Below are 18,265 nucleotides of genomic sequence, written 5' to 3'. Positions count from 1 at the left end.
GCAAGTCTCATCGCAGACCTCGCCGGGCAATCGCCTGCTAACTGACAGAATAACAACAACGCCTGCACTGCTTGTGGAGAAAGCAATATGACCATGATTTTCGGCGTCCCCCTTGCTGTGCTTTCCGGCCAGCTATTGATCGGCGTTATCAACGGCGCGTTCTACGCGCTGTTGAGCCTTGGCCTCGCAGTTATCTTTGGCCTACTGAAAATTATCAACTTTGCCCACGGCGCCATGTACATGCTTGGTGCTTTGGTTACCGTAGTTCTCTTTGACATGTTGGGTGTCAATTACTGGGTAGCGCTGTTTTTAGCTCCGCTATTGGTAGGGGCATTCGGCATACTCATCGAGTATTTTCTGCTCCGGCGCATTGCCGGTCAGGATCACATCTACAGCTTGCTGCTGACCTTTGGTGTCGCGCTGATCATACAGGGCGTGTTAACCAATATTTACGGGGTATCGGGCCTACGCTATTCCATGCCGGATCTGTTCAAGGGCGGCATTAACTTGGGCTTCATGTTCCTGCCGTACTACCGGGCTTGGGTAATCGTGGTGGCTCTCCTCGTATGTTTCGGCACCTGGTTTGTCATCGAAAAAACCAAACTGGGCGCTTACCTCAGGGCCGGAACGGAAGACTCGCAATTGATGCAGGGGTTCGGCATCAACGTACCCCTGCTGGTGAGTCTGACCTACGGTTTCGGGGTGATGCTGGCGGCCTTTGCCGGTGTGCTTGCGGCACCTATCTACTCGGTCACCCCGGTGATGGGCTCAAACACGCTCATTGTGGTGTTTGCGGTGGTGGTCATTGGCGGCATGGGGTCCATTGGGGGGGCCATTATCACGGGCATTCTGATGGGCGTGATCGAAGGCCTGACCAAAACCTTTTACCCGCCTGCGTCGTCCGCCATTATCTTTCTGGTGATGGTCGTCGTGCTGATGTTCCGACCCAACGGCCTGTTCGGTAAGGAGGCATAACCATGAATAACTCTGTTAACCCTGCCGACATCCATAAGGTTATTGTTGAGCAACAAAAAGCCCAGGACCGCAAGAAGATGATGGTGAACGGCGTCTTGTTGCTGCTGTTGCTGGCCGCGCCCTTTGCTCTGTATCCGGTCTTTTTGATGAAGATCCTATGTTTTGCCCTGTTTGCGGTGGCTTTCAACCTGCTATTCGGGTTCACCGGCCTCTTGTCGTTCGGCCATGCGGCGTTCTTGGCGACCGGCGGATACACCACCGGTTATCTGTTAAGCCACTATTCCGGGCTGACCACCGAGATGGGTATTCTTGCAGGCACACTGGCGGCCACGGTGATGGGCACCGCTTTCGCGTTGCTGTCCATTCGCCGGCAGGGTATCTACTTCGCGATGGTGACCCTGGCTTTGGCGCAGTTGGTGTTCTTCTTCTACGTGCAGTCGGATTTCACCGGAGGAGAAGATGGTATGCACGGTATTCCGAGAGGGAAGTTGTTTGGTCTGCTCGATCTGGAAGACAACATGAACATGTACTATGTCGTGCTGGCGGTCTTCATTGGCTGTTATCTTCTGGTGCAGCGGATTGTCAGTAGCCCCTTCGGTCAGGTTCTGAAAGCGATCAAGCAAAACGAGCCGCGCGCGGTATCTCTGGGTTACAACGTGGATCGCTATAAGATCCTCGCTTTTGTAATCTCAGCGGCACTGGCCGGGTTGGCCGGTTCTATGAAGTCCGTGGTATTCCAGCTTGCCTCCCTGAACGATGCCCATTGGCATATGTCGGGTGAAGTCATTCTGATGACACTGGTTGGCGGTATGGGCACGTTATTAGGCCCGGTCGTCGGTGCCACCTTTGTGGTCAATGTGGAATATCAGCTGGCGCAAGGGCCGCTTCGGGATTGGGTTGACCCGATACTTGGCGGCATCTTCGTGCTCACCGTATTGGCTTTCCGAAGCGGTATAGTGGGCGAGATTCAGAAGTTTATGAAGAAAAATCTCGGTTAAAAGGAACTATCCTGCCGTCACTGGCCATCAGTAAAGTGTCAGTGAGGGCAGGGCGTTTTGGTAGCGTATATTGTTGCGACAGGACGCGCCAAACGAGGAATACTCCGCATTAAGCTTGCGCAAAAGATCTACTCCTGCCTAAATAACGGAATAGTGCGAACGCGTTCGTATAATTTGCTGTTAACTATAGTAAACACGGTGAATGATGGTTTTCTGATTGTGATGGGGTGGGTATCTCCGCCATTTAAGGGTGCCCGATGAGGATAGGCTTGCTGATTATTATAGCTTTCTGGACCCTTCCAGTTTCGCCCCAAACGCTTCGGATCATGGGGGCGGATGGTGGTTTTCTGCCGTTTTACTACGGTAAGACCCTAAACAAAGGTATTTTCGTTGAGGTGATAAACGAATTCGCCTTGGAGACTGGTATTGCCGCCGAATTTCGCTTGATGGCGCGTAAACGGCAAGCCTGGGCTTTGGAAAAAGGCCTTGCCAACGCAGTTTTCGCCAACCCGCGATGGATGCCGTCGCCGGACCGAATGCACGCCGTCGGACCGGTGTTAACCTGGCGTGACCGTGTGTACGCGCAACCTGGCCTAAAACCAGACTCATTTGATGACCTTCAGGGCCGCATCTGTCTACGCAAATGGTTTGTCTACAGCGATCAACTCGAGCAAAGGATGGGGGCCGGCCTAGTGCGCCTTCACGCATACAACGTCCAGCATATGCTTCGTATGTTTCTGAGTAAGCGGTGCGATTACGTTGTGATGAACGAAACAGAGTTCCGGTTTCTGGCGCTGCAGGGGAACTTCGACGCAACCACCTACACCACGGACTTGGTGGACGCAGAATGGCCGGTCTATCTTGGCATCCTAAAAACCGAAGCGGCTCTGATTGAAGCCGCTGAAGCTTTCTTCGCGACCCACAAGATCGACGTGGAGGCCATGTTGCCCACACTGCCACCGCCGGACCGCCCCATCTCGATTCAGTCAGGCAACTAGGTCACTTTGAAGAAAAAAACGGGAGCTATTTGCTCCCGGTTTTTTTATGGGCAAGAAACGTCAGAGCCAAGTCAGACCAATGCTGATGATGACCCCGGTAATGATCAACAGCATGAGGCAGTAGCCCATGATGTCTTTGGCTTTTAGCCCTGCAATGGCCAACACGGGCAGTGCCCAGAAGGGTTGCAGCAGGTTGGTCCAGGCATCGCCCCAGGCTACGGCCATGGCGACTCGTGGGATATCCACGCCCAGCTCCTGAGCAACCGGTAGCATTACAGGTGCCTGTACTGCCCACTGGCCGCCGCCGGATGGTACGAAGATGTTCACCAGCCCCGCACTGATAAAGCTCCAGAAGGGTAGGCTTTCAGCACTGGCGAAGGAGACAAATCCGGCCGAAATGCTGGCCGCCAGGCCGGAGGCGGTCATCACGCCCATGATGCCGGCATAGAAGGGGAACTGGATAACAATGCCCGCTCCACCTTTAACCCCTTCGTTCAAGCTTGCCAGCAAGCGCTTTGGGGTTTGGTGCAGGATGATCGCGATGAACAGGAACATGAAGTTCACGATGTTCAGGTTCAGGCCGCCGTTATCCAGAAAATACTGAAAGATGAAGGCCAAGCCGCTGAAACCAATCAGCCACGCCAGAATCCGACTGTTCTCCAGATGGTCTGCAGGGCGGTTGATGACCACCGCAGTATCGGGCTCGTCGTCGAGTAGTTTCGGGTCCACGTAAATGCTGTCTTTTTCTGCAGGCAGCATCAGGCGATTCACCAGCGGTACCACGATGAACAGTGCAACAACGATGGCCAGGTTGAAGAACGCGAAGATGGTTTCGCTGGTATCGATGATGCCGATTGCACTTGCGCTGAAGTGGCCGTCTGTAGCGATGGTCAGTGGGATTGAGCCGGCGAGGCCGCCGTGCCACACGATGAAGCCCGAGTAGGCACTGGCAACCAACAGTGGGTAGTGAACCCGGATCTGGCGAGCCAGTGCTTTTGCGAACAGTGCGCCAACCACGAGGCCGAAGCCCCAGTTAATCCAGCTTGCTACCAAAGCAATGAAGGTCACCAAGACGATAGCTTGTCCGGGCGTTTTCGCCAGGCTGGCAATGCGGTTTAGAATCCCGCGAACGAGTGGCGTACTGGCCATCATGAATCCGGTGACCAGTACCAGCAGCATCTGCATGGAAAATGTCAGCAAATTCCAGAAGCTGTTGCCCCACATTTCGACAACCGCCATGGGGCCGTGGCCCTCGAAGACGATGGCTGAGATGAACGTGAGCAAGGTGAGGATAATCACGAACAGGTAAGGATCGGGCAGATACTTCTCTACCAGACTTACCATGGGTTTTGATGCGCGCTCTAACATGCTGTTCTCCGTAGTTATTTTTGTACTTGATTATCGTATCAAGCATTCAGGAGAGCGTATTTTCGACCAAAGGCCAATACCGCGAGCGTTGGTCAAATAAAGGGGGGATTAAAGGCCCCAGTCTTGCGTCGAAAGCGCCTCAGCAATGAACTGATAACCGCGTTGGCTGGGGTGGTAGCCATCGCTGGCGAGTAAAGTTGGGTCTTCGACAGTGGGGTACTTCAGATAGCGGAAGTCGGTGGGGGCTTGTTCGGCAAGTTCTTGGTAGATCCGGTCCAGTTGTCGTGCTCTCCAGCCCATGATGTGCCGCAGCGGTGAGGGCAGTGCCGTGAACTTTTCCATGGGAGGAACACTGAGGAGGGTTATCGGAGCCCGAGATAGCGGCGCGATGGCACCATGCAGCGTATTCAAGTGCCGCCGGAATTGGGCTCGAGAGGTAAAGCCGGTGGTATCGTTAACGCCCATGCTCAGCAATACCGCATCGGCTGCTGGCAGGTTTTCAGATGCCAGGGTTTGCAGCAGATTGCCCAAGCGAATGCCGTTCACTCCGAAGGTTTGCCAACCAATTGTTTTTCCTGTTCGCTCATGAAGTCGCAAGGCCAGTTGACTGGCCAAGCCGTTACTGTGTGTTTCCACCCCGACTCCGGCCGCCGTGGATTCACCGATCACTTGTAACCGAAACTCGGGCGTTCCTTCACCGTACTGACCGCTTGTCTCGCCACTTGCCTCGGGTAATCTAGGTGTGACTCGCCGGGCGCGTTTGCCTTGATACAGCAATATGGGGGACAGCAGGGCCGTGGTCAGCCAGAAAGGAACGTGCATAGGGAGTCCTTGTCATTAATCAGAAGGTTTATCATAGCGCGAACGGTTTGATGAGGGGGATAGCTGCTGCCACGGCTCCAGCGAAAGGCTTTGCCGCTGTCGTCGGCGATGTGGTGTAATTCTGGTCTGATCGATATGGCCTCAGCCTATATTTGGAGATCTGTTTCATGATTGTACGTGATCGCCCCGGTGCTCTCAGGCTGATGCTGGCATGGAAAGGATCGGTGGTTCCCCACATCCTTCCACACATTCTGCTGACAGGCTTATTTGCGGCCGCGGTTACCTGGGTGTCCCGTCATCATTATCTGGATGGCATTGTGGATTACAGCCTGCTGCCGTTCACTATCATGGGCATTGCTCTGTCCATCTTTTTGAGTGTGCGTAACACGGCCACTTACGACCGCTGGTGGGAAGCCCGAAAACAGTGGGGGCACATGGTCTATGAGATCCGCAGTCTGGCACGGGCCGGCGGGATCTACCTGAACGAAGAGCGGCGCAGGGAACTGATGATGAGGTGCTTGGCGCATACGCATTTGCTGCGCGGGCAGTTGCGAAAAGAAGATGTGCGATCGGAGCTTCCCGCTTCGTTATCGAAAGCATTGGTCGACGATGCATTGCGCACCGCTAATCCGGCAGCGTTCATGCTGCAGCAAGCCGGAGAGGTATTAGCTGAGGCTCATAAAGCTGGCGATCTGGATTCGGTGGCCACCGCTGCCATAGACCGGCACTTGCATGAATTAGCGGGTATTCAGGCGGCTTCGGAACGTATTGCTCATACGCCTTTGCCGTTTGCTTATACGTTGTTGGCTCACCGCACGGCCTATGTGTATTGCTACATGCTGCCGTTTGGTTTGGTGAGTGTTGCCGGTTGGTTTACGCCCGTCTTCACGGCGATTGTGGCTTATACGTTCTTTGGGTTGGATCGGCTATCGGAACAGCTGGAATTTCCGTTCGGCCGCCACGCGAATGATTTGCCATTGGATGCCATCTGCCGGATTCACGAGATCAGTATTGCGGAAGCACTGGGCGAGCAAGCTCCTGAGCCGTTGCAGCCGGTCGAGTTTCAGCTGCAATAAGACAAAGGCCTCCGGGAATTCCGGAGGCCTTTGGTTTCCATCTGGGTTGTGATGGCCTATTTTTTCAGCCCCAATTCCTCAATAGAAACTTCCCGCATTTTGAACTTCTGGATCTTCCCGGTAACAGTCATCGGGAATTCATCCACAAACTTGTAGTTTCGGGGGATCTTGAAGTGCGCGATCTTGCCTTTGCAGAAGGCCTGGAGGTCGTCGGCACTGACGGGTTCCGCGTCGGGCCTGAATTTGACCCAGGCAATCAGTTCTTCGCCGTACTTCTCATCGGGAATGCCGGTGACCTGGACTTCCTCGATGGCGGGGTGAGTGTAGAAGAACTCTTCGATTTCTTTCGGGTAGATGTTTTCGCCGCCCCGAATCACCATGTCCTTGATGCGGCCAACAATCTGAACGTAGCCTTCGTTGTCCATGGTGGCCAAGTCGCCGGTGTGCATCCAGCCGTTTTCGTCGATGGCTTCGCGGGTTTTCTCTTCGTTATTCCAGTACTTCAGCATGACGCTGTAACCGCGGGTACACAGCTCGCCGATTTCGCCTCTAGGCACGACGCTGCCGTTGCCCGGGTCGACGATCTTGGTCTCCAGGTGGGGTTGAGTGCGGCCCACGGTGGTGACCTGTTTCTCGAACGGGTCCAGAGAGCTGGTTTGGGTGGAAACCGGGCTGGTTTCTGTCATGCCATAGGCAATCTGAACTTCCTTCATGTTCATCTTGCCGTTGACCTTCTTCATCACCTCGGCCGGGCAGATGGAGCCTGCCATGATGCCGGTGCGCAGAGTGGAAAGGTCGTAGGTATCGAAGTCCGGTTCAGCCAGCTCGGCGATGAACATGGTAGGCACACCGTAGAGCGCGGTGGCTTTTTCCTGATGCACCGCCTGCAGGACGGCTTTAGGGTCAAAACCTTCGCCGGGGTAGATCATGGCGCTGCCGTGGGTAATACAGCCAAGGTTGCCCATGACCATGCCGAAACAGTGGTACAGCGGCACCGGGATCACCAGCCGGTCTTTGTCGGTCAGGCGCTGGCTTTCACCCACAAAGTAGCCGTTATTCAGAATGTTGTGGTGGGTGAGGGTGGCGCCTTTCGGGTTGCCGGTGGTGCCGGAGGTGAACTGAATATTGATGGGATCATCGAACTGCAGTTCGCTTTGGCGCTTCTCCAGATCGGCCGAAGAAACATCGTGGGCAAAGCCCAGGAATTCCTGCCAAGTCCACATGCCGTCGTGTTTGTCATCGTGTACGTTGATCACGGCACGGAGGTTGGGTACGTCTTCGGCGTTGAGTTGGCCGGGTTCGCTCTGCTTCAGTTCCGGGGCCAGTTGGTAAAGCATTTCCCGGTAGTTGGATGCTTTGAAACTATCTGCGGTTACCAGTGTGGTTATGCCAGCGAGATTCAGAGCGTACTGGAGCTCATGCACCCCGTAGGACGGATTGATGTTAACCAGAATCGCGCCCACTTTAGCGGTGGCGAACTGGGTGACCGTCCATTCGTAACGGTTGGGTGACCAGATACCCACCCGATCGCCTTTTTTCACACCAATGGCGAGGAAGGCGCGGGCTGCTTCGTTCACCTTTTCGACGAATGTTTTGTAGGTCCAGCGAATGTCCTGATGCAGGCACACCAGAGCTTCGTTGTCCGGATATTGTTGGGCGGTGCGGTCCAGCATGTCGCCGATGGTCATGCCCAGTAGGGGCTTTTCGGCAATACCGCTGGTGTAACTTGGGAGAGTCATGCTCATCTCTCTGCCTCCGTTGTTGTTGTATTCGAGGGCTGGCAAATCACGCGCTTGCTAGCGGCTCTGACTGTGGTACTCAGGGTTGGGCTGCATATCGCTGGCGATCGCAACTCGATTGGACATATTGTAGAAACCCACCAAATTGCTCAGGTCCCAAATGGCGCGATCGCTGAACCCGGCATCTCGCAAGGCTTGGGTATCGCTTTCGGTGACCGTGGCCGGTGAGCGGGTGAGGTGTGCAGCGAAGTCCAGCATGGCACGTTGTCGTGCGTCGAGTTTTGCGCTGCGGTAGTTCATGACCAAGTGCTCGCCCAGCGCCGGGTCACCACTGAGCACGCGCACTGCAGCACCGTGGGCGACCAAGCAGTAAAAGCATTTGTTCTCGGATGAGACCACTACCGCGACCATTTCCCGCTCCAGCTTGGAGAGTTCGCCTTCACCCAACATCAATTCGTTGTACAGGCGGGTAAAGCCTTCCAATTGGGGCAAGTTTTGGCTGTAGGCGGTCAGTACGTTGGGGATCATGCCCAGCTTTTCCTGGCAGATCTCGAAGTACTTTTTGGTGTCTTCGGGTAGATCGCTGATCTCGGGAATAGGCAGATCCAGAGCAACCACATTCTTATTTGTGTTCATTGGCAGTGTCCTCCTAATGCCTGACCGACTTTCGAACCGTTATGACGGTTCAGTTGCTGGCTTACCCAGTCGCCGGTGGCGACCAGTTTTTCAAGATCAACGCCGGTGGCAATGCCCAAGCCATTCAGCAGGTATAGCACGTCTTCTGTGGCCACGTTGCCGGAAGCACCTTTGGCGTAGGGGCAGCCGCCCAATCCTGCTACGGAGGCATCAATGACGCTGACGCCTTCTTCGAGCACGGCATAGAGGTTGGCCAATGCCTGACCGTAGGTGTCGTGAAAGTGAGCGGCCAGTTTGTTCATCGGAACATGAGCGGCGACCGCTTCGAGCATACGTTTGGCTTTCAGTGGCGTGCCCACACCGATGGTGTCGCCCAGAGAAATCTCGTGGCAGCCCATGTCGTAAAGCGCCTTGGCCACGGTGGCGACCTTTTCGGGCGCGATGTCTCCTTCGTACGGGCAGCCCATCACGGTAGACACGTAGCCGCGCACGGGAATGCCGTGCTTACGGGCTTCTTCAACGACAGGCGCGAATCGTTCCAGGCTTTCGGCAATGCTGCAGTTGATGTTCTTCTGAGTGAATGCCTCGGAGGCCGCACCAAAGACCGCGACTTCATCCGCCTTTGCTGCCAGTGCACCTTCGAACCCTTTCAGGTTCGGGGTGAGGGCAGAGTAGCGAACGCCCGCTTTGCGGGTGATGCCGGCCATGACTTCGGCTGCATCCCCCATCTGGGGAACCCACTTCGGTGACACGAAACTGGCCGCTTCGATGTGGCTCAGGCCGCAATCCGCCAAACGGTCAATCAAGCCGGTTTTGATGTCGGTGGCAATTACCTCTCCGGGTTCGTTCTGAAGACCGTCCCGGGGGCTCATTTCCACCAGCCGAACCTGTTTCGGAAAGGCCATTACTCTGCCTCCTCCGTTTCGATGGCGATCAATTCTGCGCCTTCGGCTACCTGATCCCCTTCGGCGTAGAAAATTTCGCTGACCACACCATCGGCCGGTGCCTTAATGGCGTGCTCCATTTTCATTGCTTCCATGATCACCAAGCTTTGGCCGGCGGTTACCTTGTCACCGACTTTGGCTTGCACGGCAACAATGGCACCGTTCATGGGCGCCGCCAGACTGCCTTCGCCAGCCACGTCTTCCAGCCCGTAGGACTCTTGATACACGGTGCATTTGAAGGTGTCGCCCTCATAGAACAGCACCAGTTCGTTGTTGTGCAGGTTGCCATGGACGCTCAACCGATGGCCGTTGAGTACCGCTTGCAGGTAATCCTCGTCCAGTCTGGCGTTCAGGTGATAAACACTGCCACCCGCCAGTACCTGGTAACGATCATCCCGCTCCAGAATTTTCAGCTCATGAATGGTGTCACCCACCTGTAGCGACAGGGGTTGGGCGAATTCAGAGTTCATCCGCCAACTGTTTTTACGGGCAAACGGTGACCAAGGGTCAGCCGTGGTCGGCTCGGCGGATTTGCGTTGTTCAAGGATGAAACCGGCTGCGAGCACCAGCGCCTTGTCCAGATCCAGCTTTGGCTTTGGAAACAGCAACGACTCATGAGTGGCAATGAAGTTGGTGGTCAGGTCCGCTTGGCGGAAGGGTTGGCTGTCCACGGTTGCGTGCAGGAACCGGATGTTGGTTTTCAAGCCAGCAATGCGGTAGTGCTCCAGCGCCTGCACCATGCGGTTTACGGCCTGATCCCGGGTTTCGTCCCAGACGATCAGCTTGGCGATCATCGGGTCGTAATGGATGCTGATTTCGTCGCCTTCGGTCACCCCGGTATCGACTCGGACATGAGCGGATTCGGCCGGGGTGCTCAGGTAGCGAAGGGTGCCAGTAGCGGGCAGGAAGTCCTGATCCGGGTCTTCAGCGTAGATTCGCGCCTCGATGGCGTGGCCGCGGGTTTTGACTTGTTCCTGAACCAGGGGCAGTGGATCACCCCAGGCCACTTTCAGCTGCCATTCCACCAAGTCCTGACCGGTGACCATTTCGGTGACTGGGTGCTCTACTTGCAGGCGGGTGTTCATTTCCATGAAGAAGAAAGAGCCGTCCACGTCGTACAGAAACTCGACGGTGCCTGCGCCCACGTAGTTGATGGCTTGGGCGGCTCGCACAGCGGCGTCACCCATGGCCTTTCGGGTCTCTTCGCTCAGCCCCGGTGCGGGGGCTTCTTCCAGCACTTTCTGGTGCCTGCGCTGCACTGAACAGTCGCGCTCTGCCAGATAGATACCGTTGCCGTGCTGGTCGCAGAACACTTGGATCTCGACGTGCCGGGGCTGTGTCAGGTAGCGCTCAATCAGCATGTCCGGGTTGCCGAAGGCGTTCTTTGCCTCACGCTTGGCGGCGGCCAGAGCGTCGTCAAACTCGCCCATGTTTTCGACCACTCGCATGCCTTTACCGCCGCCACCGGCGACCGCTTTAAGCAGCAACGGGAAACCGCACTTCTCGGCTTCTTTTCTCAAAAGTTCCGGGTCTTGGTCGCTGCCGTGGTAGCCGGGCACCAGCGGTACTCCGGCTTTGTCCATGATCGCCTTGGCGGCTGACTTGGAACCCATGGCTGCAATGGCCGAAGAGGGGGGGCCGATGAAGGCTATGCCATTGGCTTCGCAGGCTTCGGCGAAATCGGTGTTCTCGGACAGGAATCCATAACCGGGATGGACCGCCTGAGCGCCGCTTTCTTTCGCGACTTCAATGATTTTTTCGGCTTTCAGGTAGCTCTCGGAGCTGGCCGCGGGGCCAATCAGAAACGCTTCGTCCGCCATGGCGACGTGTCGTGCGTCGGCATCGGCCTCGGAATACACTGCCACGCAGCGGATGCCCATACGGTGAGCGGTTTGGATAATCCGGCAGGCGATTTCGCCCCGGTTGGCAATCAGGATCTTGTTAAACATTATTGTGTCTCCGGAATCCAACTGGCCTTTCGTTTGTTCAGGAAAGCGCTGAGCCCTTCCTGACCTTCTGCGCCCACGCGAATGTCGGCGATGCGCTGTGCGGTATCGTCGATCAGGTCTGCGGTGATGGGCTTGTGGCTGACGGCAAAGACCAGATCCTTAGCGGCTTTCATGGCCTCTGGGCCGTTATTGACCATTTGTTGCAATAGTTCGTTGCATCGCGCCTGCAGCGCCTGTTCGTCGTCACAAACCATATGCACCAGCCCGAATTGTTGTGCTTCCCTCGCACTGAAGACTTCGGCTGACAGGAAATAACGCCGAGCCTGCCGTTCCCCAATGGCTCGAACAACATAAGGGCTGATGGCAGCGGGGATGAGCCCGAGTTTGACTTCGCTCAGGCAAAAGCTGGCAGATTGTGTCGCCAGGACGATATCGCAACAGGCTGCCAGCCCCACCGCACCGCCGAAGGCCGCACCTTGAACCAGGCCTATCACCGGCTTGGAGAGGTGGTTGATCGTGTTCATCAGCCGGGCCAATTCTCGGGAGTCGTCCAAATTTTCTTGGCGAGTGTTCTCGGCCATGCGGCGCATCCAGCCGAGATCCGCGCCGGCTGAGAAGTGCTTGCCTTCTGAGCGCAGGATCACGATCTGGGTTTCTGGGTCCCGATGGACGTATTCAAAAGCGTTAATCAGCTGCTGAATGATGACGTCGTCGAATGCGTTGCGTTTGTCCGGTCGGTTGAGCACGATCTCGGAGATGCCGTTATCCCGCTGGTGCATCAGAACCGCTGAGTTTTGCTGTGACATGTCGGCGCTCCTTTACATGCGGAACACGCCAAAGCGCGTTGGCTTGGCGGGTCGGTTGAGGGTGGCAGACAGGCTCAAAGCGACTACTTCACGAGTCTGGGCCGGGTCGATAACCCCGTCGTCCCAGAGGCGCGCACTGGCGTAGTAGGGGTGGCCCTGATGCTCGTAGGTTTCGGTGATCGGCTTTTTAAATTCGGCTTCTTCTTCGGCGCTCCAGCTCTGGCCTTTACGCTCCATGCCTTCGCGACGAACCTGCGCGAGTACGCCTGCGGCCTGTTCGCCGCCCATGACGGAGATGCGGGCGTTGGGCCACATCCACAGGAAGTCCGGGCTGTAGGCGCGGCCACACATGCCGTAGTTACCGGCACCGTAGCTTCCGCCGATCAGTACGGTGATTTTGGGTACGTTGGCACAGGCCACGGCCATCACCATTTTGGCGCCGTGTTTGGCGATGCCTTCGGCTTCGTGTTTCTGCCCGACCATAAAGCCGGTGATGTTTTGCAGGAACAGCAGCGGAATGTTGCGCTGGCAGCAGAGTTCGACGAAGTGCGCGCCTTTCTGGGCGGATTCGCTAAACAGAATGCCGTTGTTGGCGATGATGCCTACAGGGTAGCCATGTATGTGGGCAAAGCCGGTGACCAGGGTGGAGCCGTAGTAGCGTTTGAATTCGTCAAATTCGGAGCCGTCGACGATGCGGGAGATGACATCTCGCACGTCAAACTGTTTGCGCAGGTCGGTGCCGACGATGCCGTAGATTTCGTTCTGGTCGTAGAGCGGTGCTTTGGGTTTTTGCACTTCAACTGGTACAGGCTTGCGTCGGTTCAGGTTGGCAACGCAGCGGCGCGCGATCTCCAGTGCGTGGGCATCGTTTTCCGCGTAGTGGTCGGCAACCCCTGAGATTTTGCAGTGGACGTCGGCACCGCCGAGGTCTTCGGCGCTGACGACTTCACCTGTGGCTGCTTTCACCAGTGGTGGGCCAGCCAGGAAGATGGTGCCCTGGTTGCGTACGATGATGGATTCATCAGCCATGGCGGGTACGTAAGCGCCGCCTGCGGTACAGAGGCCCATAACAACGGCGATCTGGGGAATGTCGTCGGCGGACATTCTGGCCTGGTTGTAGAAGATGCGGCCGAAGTGGTCTCGGTCGGGGAAGACTTCGTCCTGCCGGGGCAGGTTGGCGCCACCGGAGTCTACCAGGTAGATGCAGGGCAGGCGGTTGGCCATGGCGATTTCTTGCGCCCGCAGGTGTTTTTTGACGGTCAACGGGTAATAGCTTCCGCCTTTGACGGTGGCATCGTTGGCGATGATCATGCACTCGGTGCCGGAGACGCGGCCGATACCGGCGACAACCCCCGCGGCGGGGACTTCTTCGTCGTAGACGTTGTAGGCGGCGAACTGGCCGATTTCTAGGAATGGGGAGCCGTCGTCCAGCAAGCGGTTGATGCGCTCACGGGGCAGAAGTTTGCCTCGGTCGGTGTGGCGCTTCTGATAGGTGGGGCCACCGCCTTGGTGGATTTTTTCGGCTTTTTCCCGGAGGTCGGCGACAGCTTGTTGCATGGCCTCTTGGTTGGCCAGGAATTCGTCCGATCTTGGATTTATTTTGTTTTGGAGCACTGTCATGGCTTCTCAATCCCTCAGGTTTGGGGGCGCGGGCCTGCTGGGCTTCCCTTCCGGAAACCGCTACGAGCACATCCATGTGCGCTTCTCTCAGGCCATCCTTGGCCTTCGAAATTTCCGGAAGGGAAGCGCAGCAGACCCTTGTCATACGTTGGGAGCTGGAATCTCGGCGTTTTACTTGTTCAGGAACAGCTCTCTGCCGATTAGCATCCGGCGGATTTCAGACGTACCCGCACCGATTTCATATAGCTTGGCATCCCGCAGCAGTCGGCCTGTCGGGTATTCGTTGATGTAGCCGTTGCCGCCGAGTAGTTGGATAGCGTCCAAAGCCAGTTTGGTGGCCATTTCGGCGGAGTAGAGGATCGCGCCGGCGGCGTCTTTGCGGGTGGTTTCGCCGCGGTCGGCGGACATGGCGACCATGTAGACGTAGGATTTCGCGCTGTTCATCCAGGTGTACATGTCGGCGACTTTGCCTTGTACTAGCTCGAACTCACCGATGGCCTGGCCGAACTGTTTGCGCTCGCGGATGTAAGGCACGGTTACGTCCAGGGCGGCTTGCATGATGCCCAGAGGGCCGCCGGACAGTACGAGGCGTTCGTAGTCGAGGCCGCTCATCAATACTTTGGCGCCGTTGCCGACACCGCCGAGTACGTTTTCTTTCGGGACTTTGCAGTCCTCGAATACCAGTTCGCAGGTGTTGGAGCCGCGCATGCCGAGTTTGTCGAGCTTTTGGTGGCGACTGAAGCCGGGGTAGTCGCGTTCGACGATGAAGGCGGTCACGCCTTTGGAACCACCTTTCGGGTCGGTTTTGGCGTAGATGACGTAGGTGTTTGCGTCCGGGCCGTTGGTGATCCACATTTTGTTGCCGTTGAGGACGTAGTGGTCGCCTTCGTCACGGGCGTGGAGTTTCATGGAGATAACGTCGGAGCCGGCGTTAGGCTCGGACATGGCCAAGGCACCGATGTGTTCGCCGCTGACGAGCTTAGGCAGGTATTTCTGTTTTTGTTCTTCGGTGCCGTTGCGGTGAATCTGGTTTACGCACAGGTTGGAGTGGGCGCCGTAGGAGAGGCCCACAGAGGCGGACGCGCGGCTGATTTCTTCCATCGCAATCACGTGTGCAAGGTAGCCCATGCCAGAACCGCCGTACTCTTCTTTGACGGTAATACCCAGCAAGCCCATATCGCCCATTTTCCGCCACAGATCCATGGGGAATTCGTTGTTTCGGTCGATTTCTTCTGCCCGAGGTGCGATTTCGGCAGCGGCAAAACCGTTGATCTGCTCTCGTAGCATATCGAGGGTTTCACCAAGGCCGAAATTTAGCTCTGAGTATTGTGATTTCATGGTCGGCTACCTTTTTGTTTTGATGTCGTGTTTGGATTACCTGCCACTCTCGGCGGCAGTATCCTCATGTTGTTGTGCGCCCTGAACGTGGGCTTCTTTCTTTTTTTGAACCTCTGCAAGGGCCTCGCGGCATCTTGCTTCGGCGTTGTCCATTTCCATCTCGGCCATGGCGAGGTCGGCTTTTTGTTGCTCTAGATGTGCTCGCCGGTCGGCCAGGATTTCCAGCATTTTCAGCAGCTGCTTCTCATTGCCGGTCAGGGTTTCGTCCCAGAGGTCAAACAGCTCTTTGGTCTGGCCTAGCGAAAACCCCATGCGCTTTCCGCGCAGGATCAGTTTCAAACGGACCCGGTCTTTGGTGCTGAAGATACGGGTCTGGCCGCGTCGCGAAGGCTTCAGCAGGCCTTGGTCTTCATAGAAGCGGATGCTTCGGGTTGTGATGTCGAACTCTTGTGAGAGCTCGCTGATGCTGAAGGTTCGTTTGTCGCTCATGGTCATTCTCGTGATATTTTTTCTTAGGTTAGTTGAAGTTTACGTTAACGTAAAGTGTGATCTTGGCTCGATGCCGGATTTCTGTTGCAAGCCCTTGGCTGGCAACGATTGTACGCATTTTGAAGAGTTGAACGAGGTGGGGCGGCACCCTTTGTTGGGCGGCGGGCTGGGCATCGCGGTGAGCGTCGACCGCTTGGACTAAAGCGGGAGTTGTTTCCTGCGTTGGATTCGGGTTAATGTTTACGTTAACGTAAACTAAAAGTGCGTCAGGTACTTCAGAGTATTTGGCGCAACGTGACTAATAACAGGAAAGTACGTTATGGAATTCAAAAACATTCCGGCCATCGTTACGGGCGGCGCATCGGGTCTTGGTGAAGGCGCTGCTCGTGCGCTGGCTGCCGCTGGTTGTAAAGTCGCTATTCTGGATGTGAATAAAGAGCAGGGTGAAAAGGTGGCGGCCGACATTGGTGGCATCTTTCTGAGCTGCGACGTTTCCTCCGCTGATAGCGCAGAGGCTGCCATCTCAGCTGCCCGTGAAGCTCACGGACCCTGTGGTATAGCGATTAACTGCGCCGGCATTGGGCCTGCAGAGAAGATTCTAGGCCGCGAAGGTGTAATGCCTCTGGAAAACTTTAATCGCGTAATCCAGGTGAACCTGATCGGCACGTTCAACATTCTGCGACTGGCCGCGGCGGATATGGCGCAGCGCGAGCCTAACGCCGATGGCGAGCGAGGGGTAATCATCAACACCGCGTCGGTTGCTGCTTATGAAGGGCAGATTGGACAGTCGGCCTACAGTGCATCCAAAGGTGGTGTGGTGGCGTTGACGCTTCAATCCGCTCGCGAACTGGCCCGGGAAGGTGTGCGAGTGAACACTATTGCACCGGGCTTGTTCATGACCCCGATGCTGGCGGGCATGCCGCAAGAGGTTCAGGACAGTCTGGCCGCAACCTTGCCATTCCCGAAGCGTCTGGGCAAACCAGAAGAATTCGGCATGATGGTTGATCAGATGGTTCGCAACCCGCTGCTGAACGGTGAAGTCGTCCGGTTGGACTGCGCTTTGCGTATGGCGCCACGGTAAAACAATAAATCCAGGTGAGAACGATGACGATCCCTATTGATCAAGAAGAGCTGAACCTGTTCCGGGACTCGGTGATCAAAGCGCTGGAAACCGAAGTTGCGCCGCATTACGAAGCCTGGGAAAAGAACGGCATTGTGCCGAGGGAACTGTGGAACACCTTGGGACAAGCCGGCATGTTGTGTGTTGATGTGCCAGAAGATTGCGGTGGCTGTGGTGCGCCTTTTCAGTATTCGGTAGTGGTAGGGGAAGAGCTGGCCCGGATGGGCTTTGGTGCGCTTTCCACCAACGTGATGGTGCACTCTGACATAGTGGCGCCGTACCTCAGTCACATTGGCAACGACGAACAAAAACAGCAGTGGCTGCCCAAGATGGTTTCCGGCGAAGCCGTCGGTGCCATTGCCATGACCGAACCGGGTGCCGGAAGCGACTTGCAAGCCATGCGCGCCAGTGCGGTTAAAGATGGCGATGACTACATTCTCAACGGCTCCAAGACGTTCATCACCAACGGCCAGCATGCCGACATGGTGATCGTCGCCGCTAAAACCGATCCCAACGCGGGTGCTAAGGGCATCAGCTTGTTTCTGGTCGATACGTCTCTGCCCGGATTCAGCTGTGGTCGTAACCTCGACAAAATCGGCCAGCATTCGGGTGATACCTCCGAACTATTTTTCTCCGATATGCGCATTCCCGCCTCGGCTTTGCTGGGCGAGGAAGGGCAGGGCTTTATCTACCTGATGCGTGAGCTGCCCCGTGAACGATTGGTGATTGGCGCTCTAGGTGTTGCCGCAGCCCGAGGTTCGTTGGACATGACGATCCAATACACTCAGGAGCGGGAGCTGTTTGGCCAGAAGCTCAGCCAGCTTCAGAACACCCGTTTCGAAATTGCCCGGATGGAAACCGACTACCGAATCAACAAGGCGTTTGTGGATCAGTGTATTCGCCAGTACGAGGCCGGCGAGCTCGATGCGCCTACTGCTTCTATGGCCAAGTACAGTGCCACGGAGATGCAGTGTCGTGTGGCGGATGGCTGTTTGCAGTTGTTTGGCGGTTACGGTTACACCACTGAGTATCCGATTTCGCGGAACTTCATTGATGCTCGGGTGCAGCGTATTTATGGCGGCACATCTGAGGTGATGAAAGAAATCATTGCCCGTTCGGTGCTGGGGCGCTGATAGCGTTCTGTGTGTCTGGTTTGGGCTCCTAGCCTTTCGGGTGTGCGGGCGGGTACGCGGGGTATGGGGTGTTTTTCTTCTGGGAAAAATAACTCGCTTCGCTCAGACATCTTTTTCCCTGCCAGAAAAACACCCCACACCCCCCTACCGACGGGCAGCACGGGTATAGGAAGTTTTCCCGGTGAACCCGCAAGCCCGCCCGCACAACCGGAAGTCTCGAAGCGGAAAACGGGCCATTTGAAAAACAAACAGGG

Annotated in this window: 16 protein-coding genes; 6 read left to right on the top strand and 10 right to left on the bottom strand. The window is 56.2% G+C overall.

The genetic code is table 11. The features are described from left to right. The first annotated feature begins 87 nt into the window (after window positions 1-87). The 3 genes from ACNQ6O_RS10100 to ACNQ6O_RS10090 all read left to right on the top strand — a co-directional run bounded on the left by ACNQ6O_RS10100 (window position 88) and on the right by ACNQ6O_RS10090 (window position 2,971). Window positions 88-975, top strand: coding sequence for a branched-chain amino acid ABC transporter permease (locus ACNQ6O_RS10100; protein ID WP_418053086.1), 888 nt, complete (start codon window positions 88-90; stop codon window positions 973-975). Window positions 976-977: 2 nt separating this feature from the next. After that, entirely contained in the window at window positions 978-1,973 is a 996-nt protein-coding gene (locus ACNQ6O_RS10095) for a branched-chain amino acid ABC transporter permease (protein ID WP_418053085.1), read from the top strand. 269 nt (window positions 1,974-2,242) lie between these two features. Continuing rightward, a complete protein-coding gene (locus ACNQ6O_RS10090) occupies window positions 2,243-2,971 on the top strand; it encodes a substrate-binding periplasmic protein (protein ID WP_418053084.1) in 729 nt (242 codons plus the stop codon). A gap of 60 nt (window positions 2,972-3,031) precedes the next feature. Here the strand turns inward: ACNQ6O_RS10090 and ACNQ6O_RS10085 are convergent, their stop codons facing one another. Together ACNQ6O_RS10085 and ACNQ6O_RS10080 are read right to left on the bottom strand one after the other, a co-directional pair. Next, window positions 3,032-4,339: a short-chain fatty acid transporter gene (locus ACNQ6O_RS10085; protein ID WP_418053083.1), complete on the bottom strand. Its 1,308-nt coding sequence runs from the start codon at window positions 4,337-4,339 to the stop codon at window positions 3,032-3,034. A gap of 108 nt (window positions 4,340-4,447) precedes the next feature. Continuing rightward, window positions 4,448-5,161, bottom strand: coding sequence for an SGNH/GDSL hydrolase family protein (locus ACNQ6O_RS10080; protein ID WP_418053082.1), 714 nt, complete (start codon window positions 5,159-5,161; stop codon window positions 4,448-4,450). Between the two features lie 167 nt (window positions 5,162-5,328). Here ACNQ6O_RS10080 and ACNQ6O_RS10075 point away from each other — a divergent pair, with 167 nt between their 5' ends. Then, entirely contained in the window at window positions 5,329-6,237 is a 909-nt protein-coding gene (locus tag ACNQ6O_RS10075) for a bestrophin family protein (protein ID WP_418053081.1), read from the top strand. 56 nt (window positions 6,238-6,293) lie between these two features. Here ACNQ6O_RS10075 and ACNQ6O_RS10070 read toward each other — a convergent pair whose 3' ends face one another. From ACNQ6O_RS10070 to ACNQ6O_RS10035, 8 genes are all read right to left on the bottom strand, one after another. Continuing rightward, on the bottom strand, window positions 6,294-7,976 hold the full coding sequence (locus tag ACNQ6O_RS10070) for an AMP-binding protein (protein ID WP_418053378.1): 1,683 nt from the start codon (window positions 7,974-7,976) through the stop codon (window positions 6,294-6,296). Window positions 7,977-8,033: 57 nt separating this feature from the next. Then, complete coding sequence (locus ACNQ6O_RS10065) at window positions 8,034-8,612, bottom strand: peroxidase-related enzyme (protein ID WP_418053080.1); 579 nt, start codon at window positions 8,610-8,612, stop codon at window positions 8,034-8,036. Further along, window positions 8,609-9,517, bottom strand: coding sequence for a hydroxymethylglutaryl-CoA lyase (locus ACNQ6O_RS10060; RefSeq protein WP_418053079.1), 909 nt, complete (start codon window positions 9,515-9,517; stop codon window positions 8,609-8,611). Before ACNQ6O_RS10060 ends, ACNQ6O_RS10065 begins: the two co-directional genes overlap by 4 nt. Then, a complete protein-coding gene (locus ACNQ6O_RS10055; protein ID WP_418053078.1) occupies window positions 9,517-11,505 on the bottom strand; it encodes an acetyl/propionyl/methylcrotonyl-CoA carboxylase subunit alpha in 1,989 nt (662 codons plus the stop codon). The genes ACNQ6O_RS10060 and ACNQ6O_RS10055 overlap by 1 nt, the downstream gene beginning before the upstream one ends. Beyond that, window positions 11,505-12,311, bottom strand: coding sequence for an enoyl-CoA hydratase-related protein (locus ACNQ6O_RS10050; protein WP_418053077.1), 807 nt, complete (start codon window positions 12,309-12,311; stop codon window positions 11,505-11,507). Before ACNQ6O_RS10050 ends, ACNQ6O_RS10055 begins: the two co-directional genes overlap by 1 nt. A 12-nt stretch (window positions 12,312-12,323) precedes the next feature. Continuing rightward, window positions 12,324-13,931: a carboxyl transferase domain-containing protein gene (locus ACNQ6O_RS10045; protein WP_418053076.1), complete on the bottom strand. Its 1,608-nt coding sequence runs from the start codon at window positions 13,929-13,931 to the stop codon at window positions 12,324-12,326. A 171-nt stretch (window positions 13,932-14,102) separates the two neighbouring features. After that, window positions 14,103-15,269: an isovaleryl-CoA dehydrogenase gene (locus tag ACNQ6O_RS10040; RefSeq protein ID WP_418053075.1), complete on the bottom strand. Its 1,167-nt coding sequence runs from the start codon at window positions 15,267-15,269 to the stop codon at window positions 14,103-14,105. A 36-nt stretch (window positions 15,270-15,305) separates the two neighbouring features. After that, on the bottom strand, window positions 15,306-15,758 hold the full coding sequence (locus ACNQ6O_RS10035) for a MerR family transcriptional regulator (RefSeq protein ID WP_418053074.1): 453 nt from the start codon (window positions 15,756-15,758) through the stop codon (window positions 15,306-15,308). A 319-nt stretch (window positions 15,759-16,077) separates the two neighbouring features. Between ACNQ6O_RS10035 and ACNQ6O_RS10030 the strand changes: the two genes are divergently transcribed. Further along, window positions 16,078-16,839, top strand: a complete 762-nt coding sequence (locus ACNQ6O_RS10030; protein WP_418053073.1) for an SDR family NAD(P)-dependent oxidoreductase — start codon at window positions 16,078-16,080, stop codon at window positions 16,837-16,839. Window positions 16,840-16,862: 23 nt separating this feature from the next. Beyond that, window positions 16,863-18,011: an acyl-CoA dehydrogenase family protein gene (locus ACNQ6O_RS10025; protein WP_418053072.1), complete on the top strand. Its 1,149-nt coding sequence runs from the start codon at window positions 16,863-16,865 to the stop codon at window positions 18,009-18,011. Window positions 18,012-18,265: the final 254 nt, after the last annotated feature.

Origin of the sequence: Marinobacter sp. SBS5, from assembly GCF_048285575.1 — a bacterium.
In the GTDB taxonomy this organism is placed as follows: domain Bacteria; phylum Pseudomonadota; class Gammaproteobacteria; order Pseudomonadales; family Oleiphilaceae; genus Marinobacter.
The sequence above is the reverse complement of the archived record's forward strand: the minus strand, read 5'-3'. Positions and strand labels throughout refer to the sequence as shown.

What these genes read in the sequence shown, in the direction of transcription:
- ACNQ6O_RS10045 (WP_418053076.1), bottom strand. Translation starts at nt 13,931, where the DNA reads ATGACAGTGCTCCAAAACAAAATAAATCCAAGATCGGACGAATTCCTG.
- ACNQ6O_RS10100 (WP_418053086.1), top strand. Translation starts at nt 88, where the DNA reads ATGACCATGATTTTCGGCGTCCCCCTTGCTGTGCTTTCCGGCCAGCTA.
- ACNQ6O_RS10075 (WP_418053081.1), top strand. Translation starts at nt 5,329, where the DNA reads ATGATTGTACGTGATCGCCCCGGTGCTCTCAGGCTGATGCTGGCATGG.
- ACNQ6O_RS10035 (WP_418053074.1), bottom strand. Translation starts at nt 15,758, where the DNA reads ATGAGCGACAAACGAACCTTCAGCATCAGCGAGCTCTCACAAGAGTTC.
- ACNQ6O_RS10030 (WP_418053073.1), top strand. Translation starts at nt 16,078, where the DNA reads ATGGAATTCAAAAACATTCCGGCCATCGTTACGGGCGGCGCATCGGGT.
- ACNQ6O_RS10025 (WP_418053072.1), top strand. Translation starts at nt 16,863, where the DNA reads ATGACGATCCCTATTGATCAAGAAGAGCTGAACCTGTTCCGGGACTCG.
- ACNQ6O_RS10040 (WP_418053075.1), bottom strand. Translation starts at nt 15,269, where the DNA reads ATGAAATCACAATACTCAGAGCTAAATTTCGGCCTTGGTGAAACCCTC.
- ACNQ6O_RS10060 (WP_418053079.1), bottom strand. Translation starts at nt 9,517, where the DNA reads ATGGCCTTTCCGAAACAGGTTCGGCTGGTGGAAATGAGCCCCCGGGAC.
- ACNQ6O_RS10055 (WP_418053078.1), bottom strand. Translation starts at nt 11,505, where the DNA reads ATGTTTAACAAGATCCTGATTGCCAACCGGGGCGAAATCGCCTGCCGG.
- ACNQ6O_RS10085 (WP_418053083.1), bottom strand. Translation starts at nt 4,339, where the DNA reads ATGTTAGAGCGCGCATCAAAACCCATGGTAAGTCTGGTAGAGAAGTAT.
- ACNQ6O_RS10065 (WP_418053080.1), bottom strand. Translation starts at nt 8,612, where the DNA reads ATGAACACAAATAAGAATGTGGTTGCTCTGGATCTGCCTATTCCCGAG.
- ACNQ6O_RS10070 (WP_418053378.1), bottom strand. Translation starts at nt 7,976, where the DNA reads ATGACTCTCCCAAGTTACACCAGCGGTATTGCCGAAAAGCCCCTACTG.
- ACNQ6O_RS10080 (WP_418053082.1), bottom strand. Translation starts at nt 5,161, where the DNA reads ATGCACGTTCCTTTCTGGCTGACCACGGCCCTGCTGTCCCCCATATTG.
- ACNQ6O_RS10050 (WP_418053077.1), bottom strand. Translation starts at nt 12,311, where the DNA reads ATGTCACAGCAAAACTCAGCGGTTCTGATGCACCAGCGGGATAACGGC.
- ACNQ6O_RS10095 (WP_418053085.1), top strand. Translation starts at nt 978, where the DNA reads ATGAATAACTCTGTTAACCCTGCCGACATCCATAAGGTTATTGTTGAG.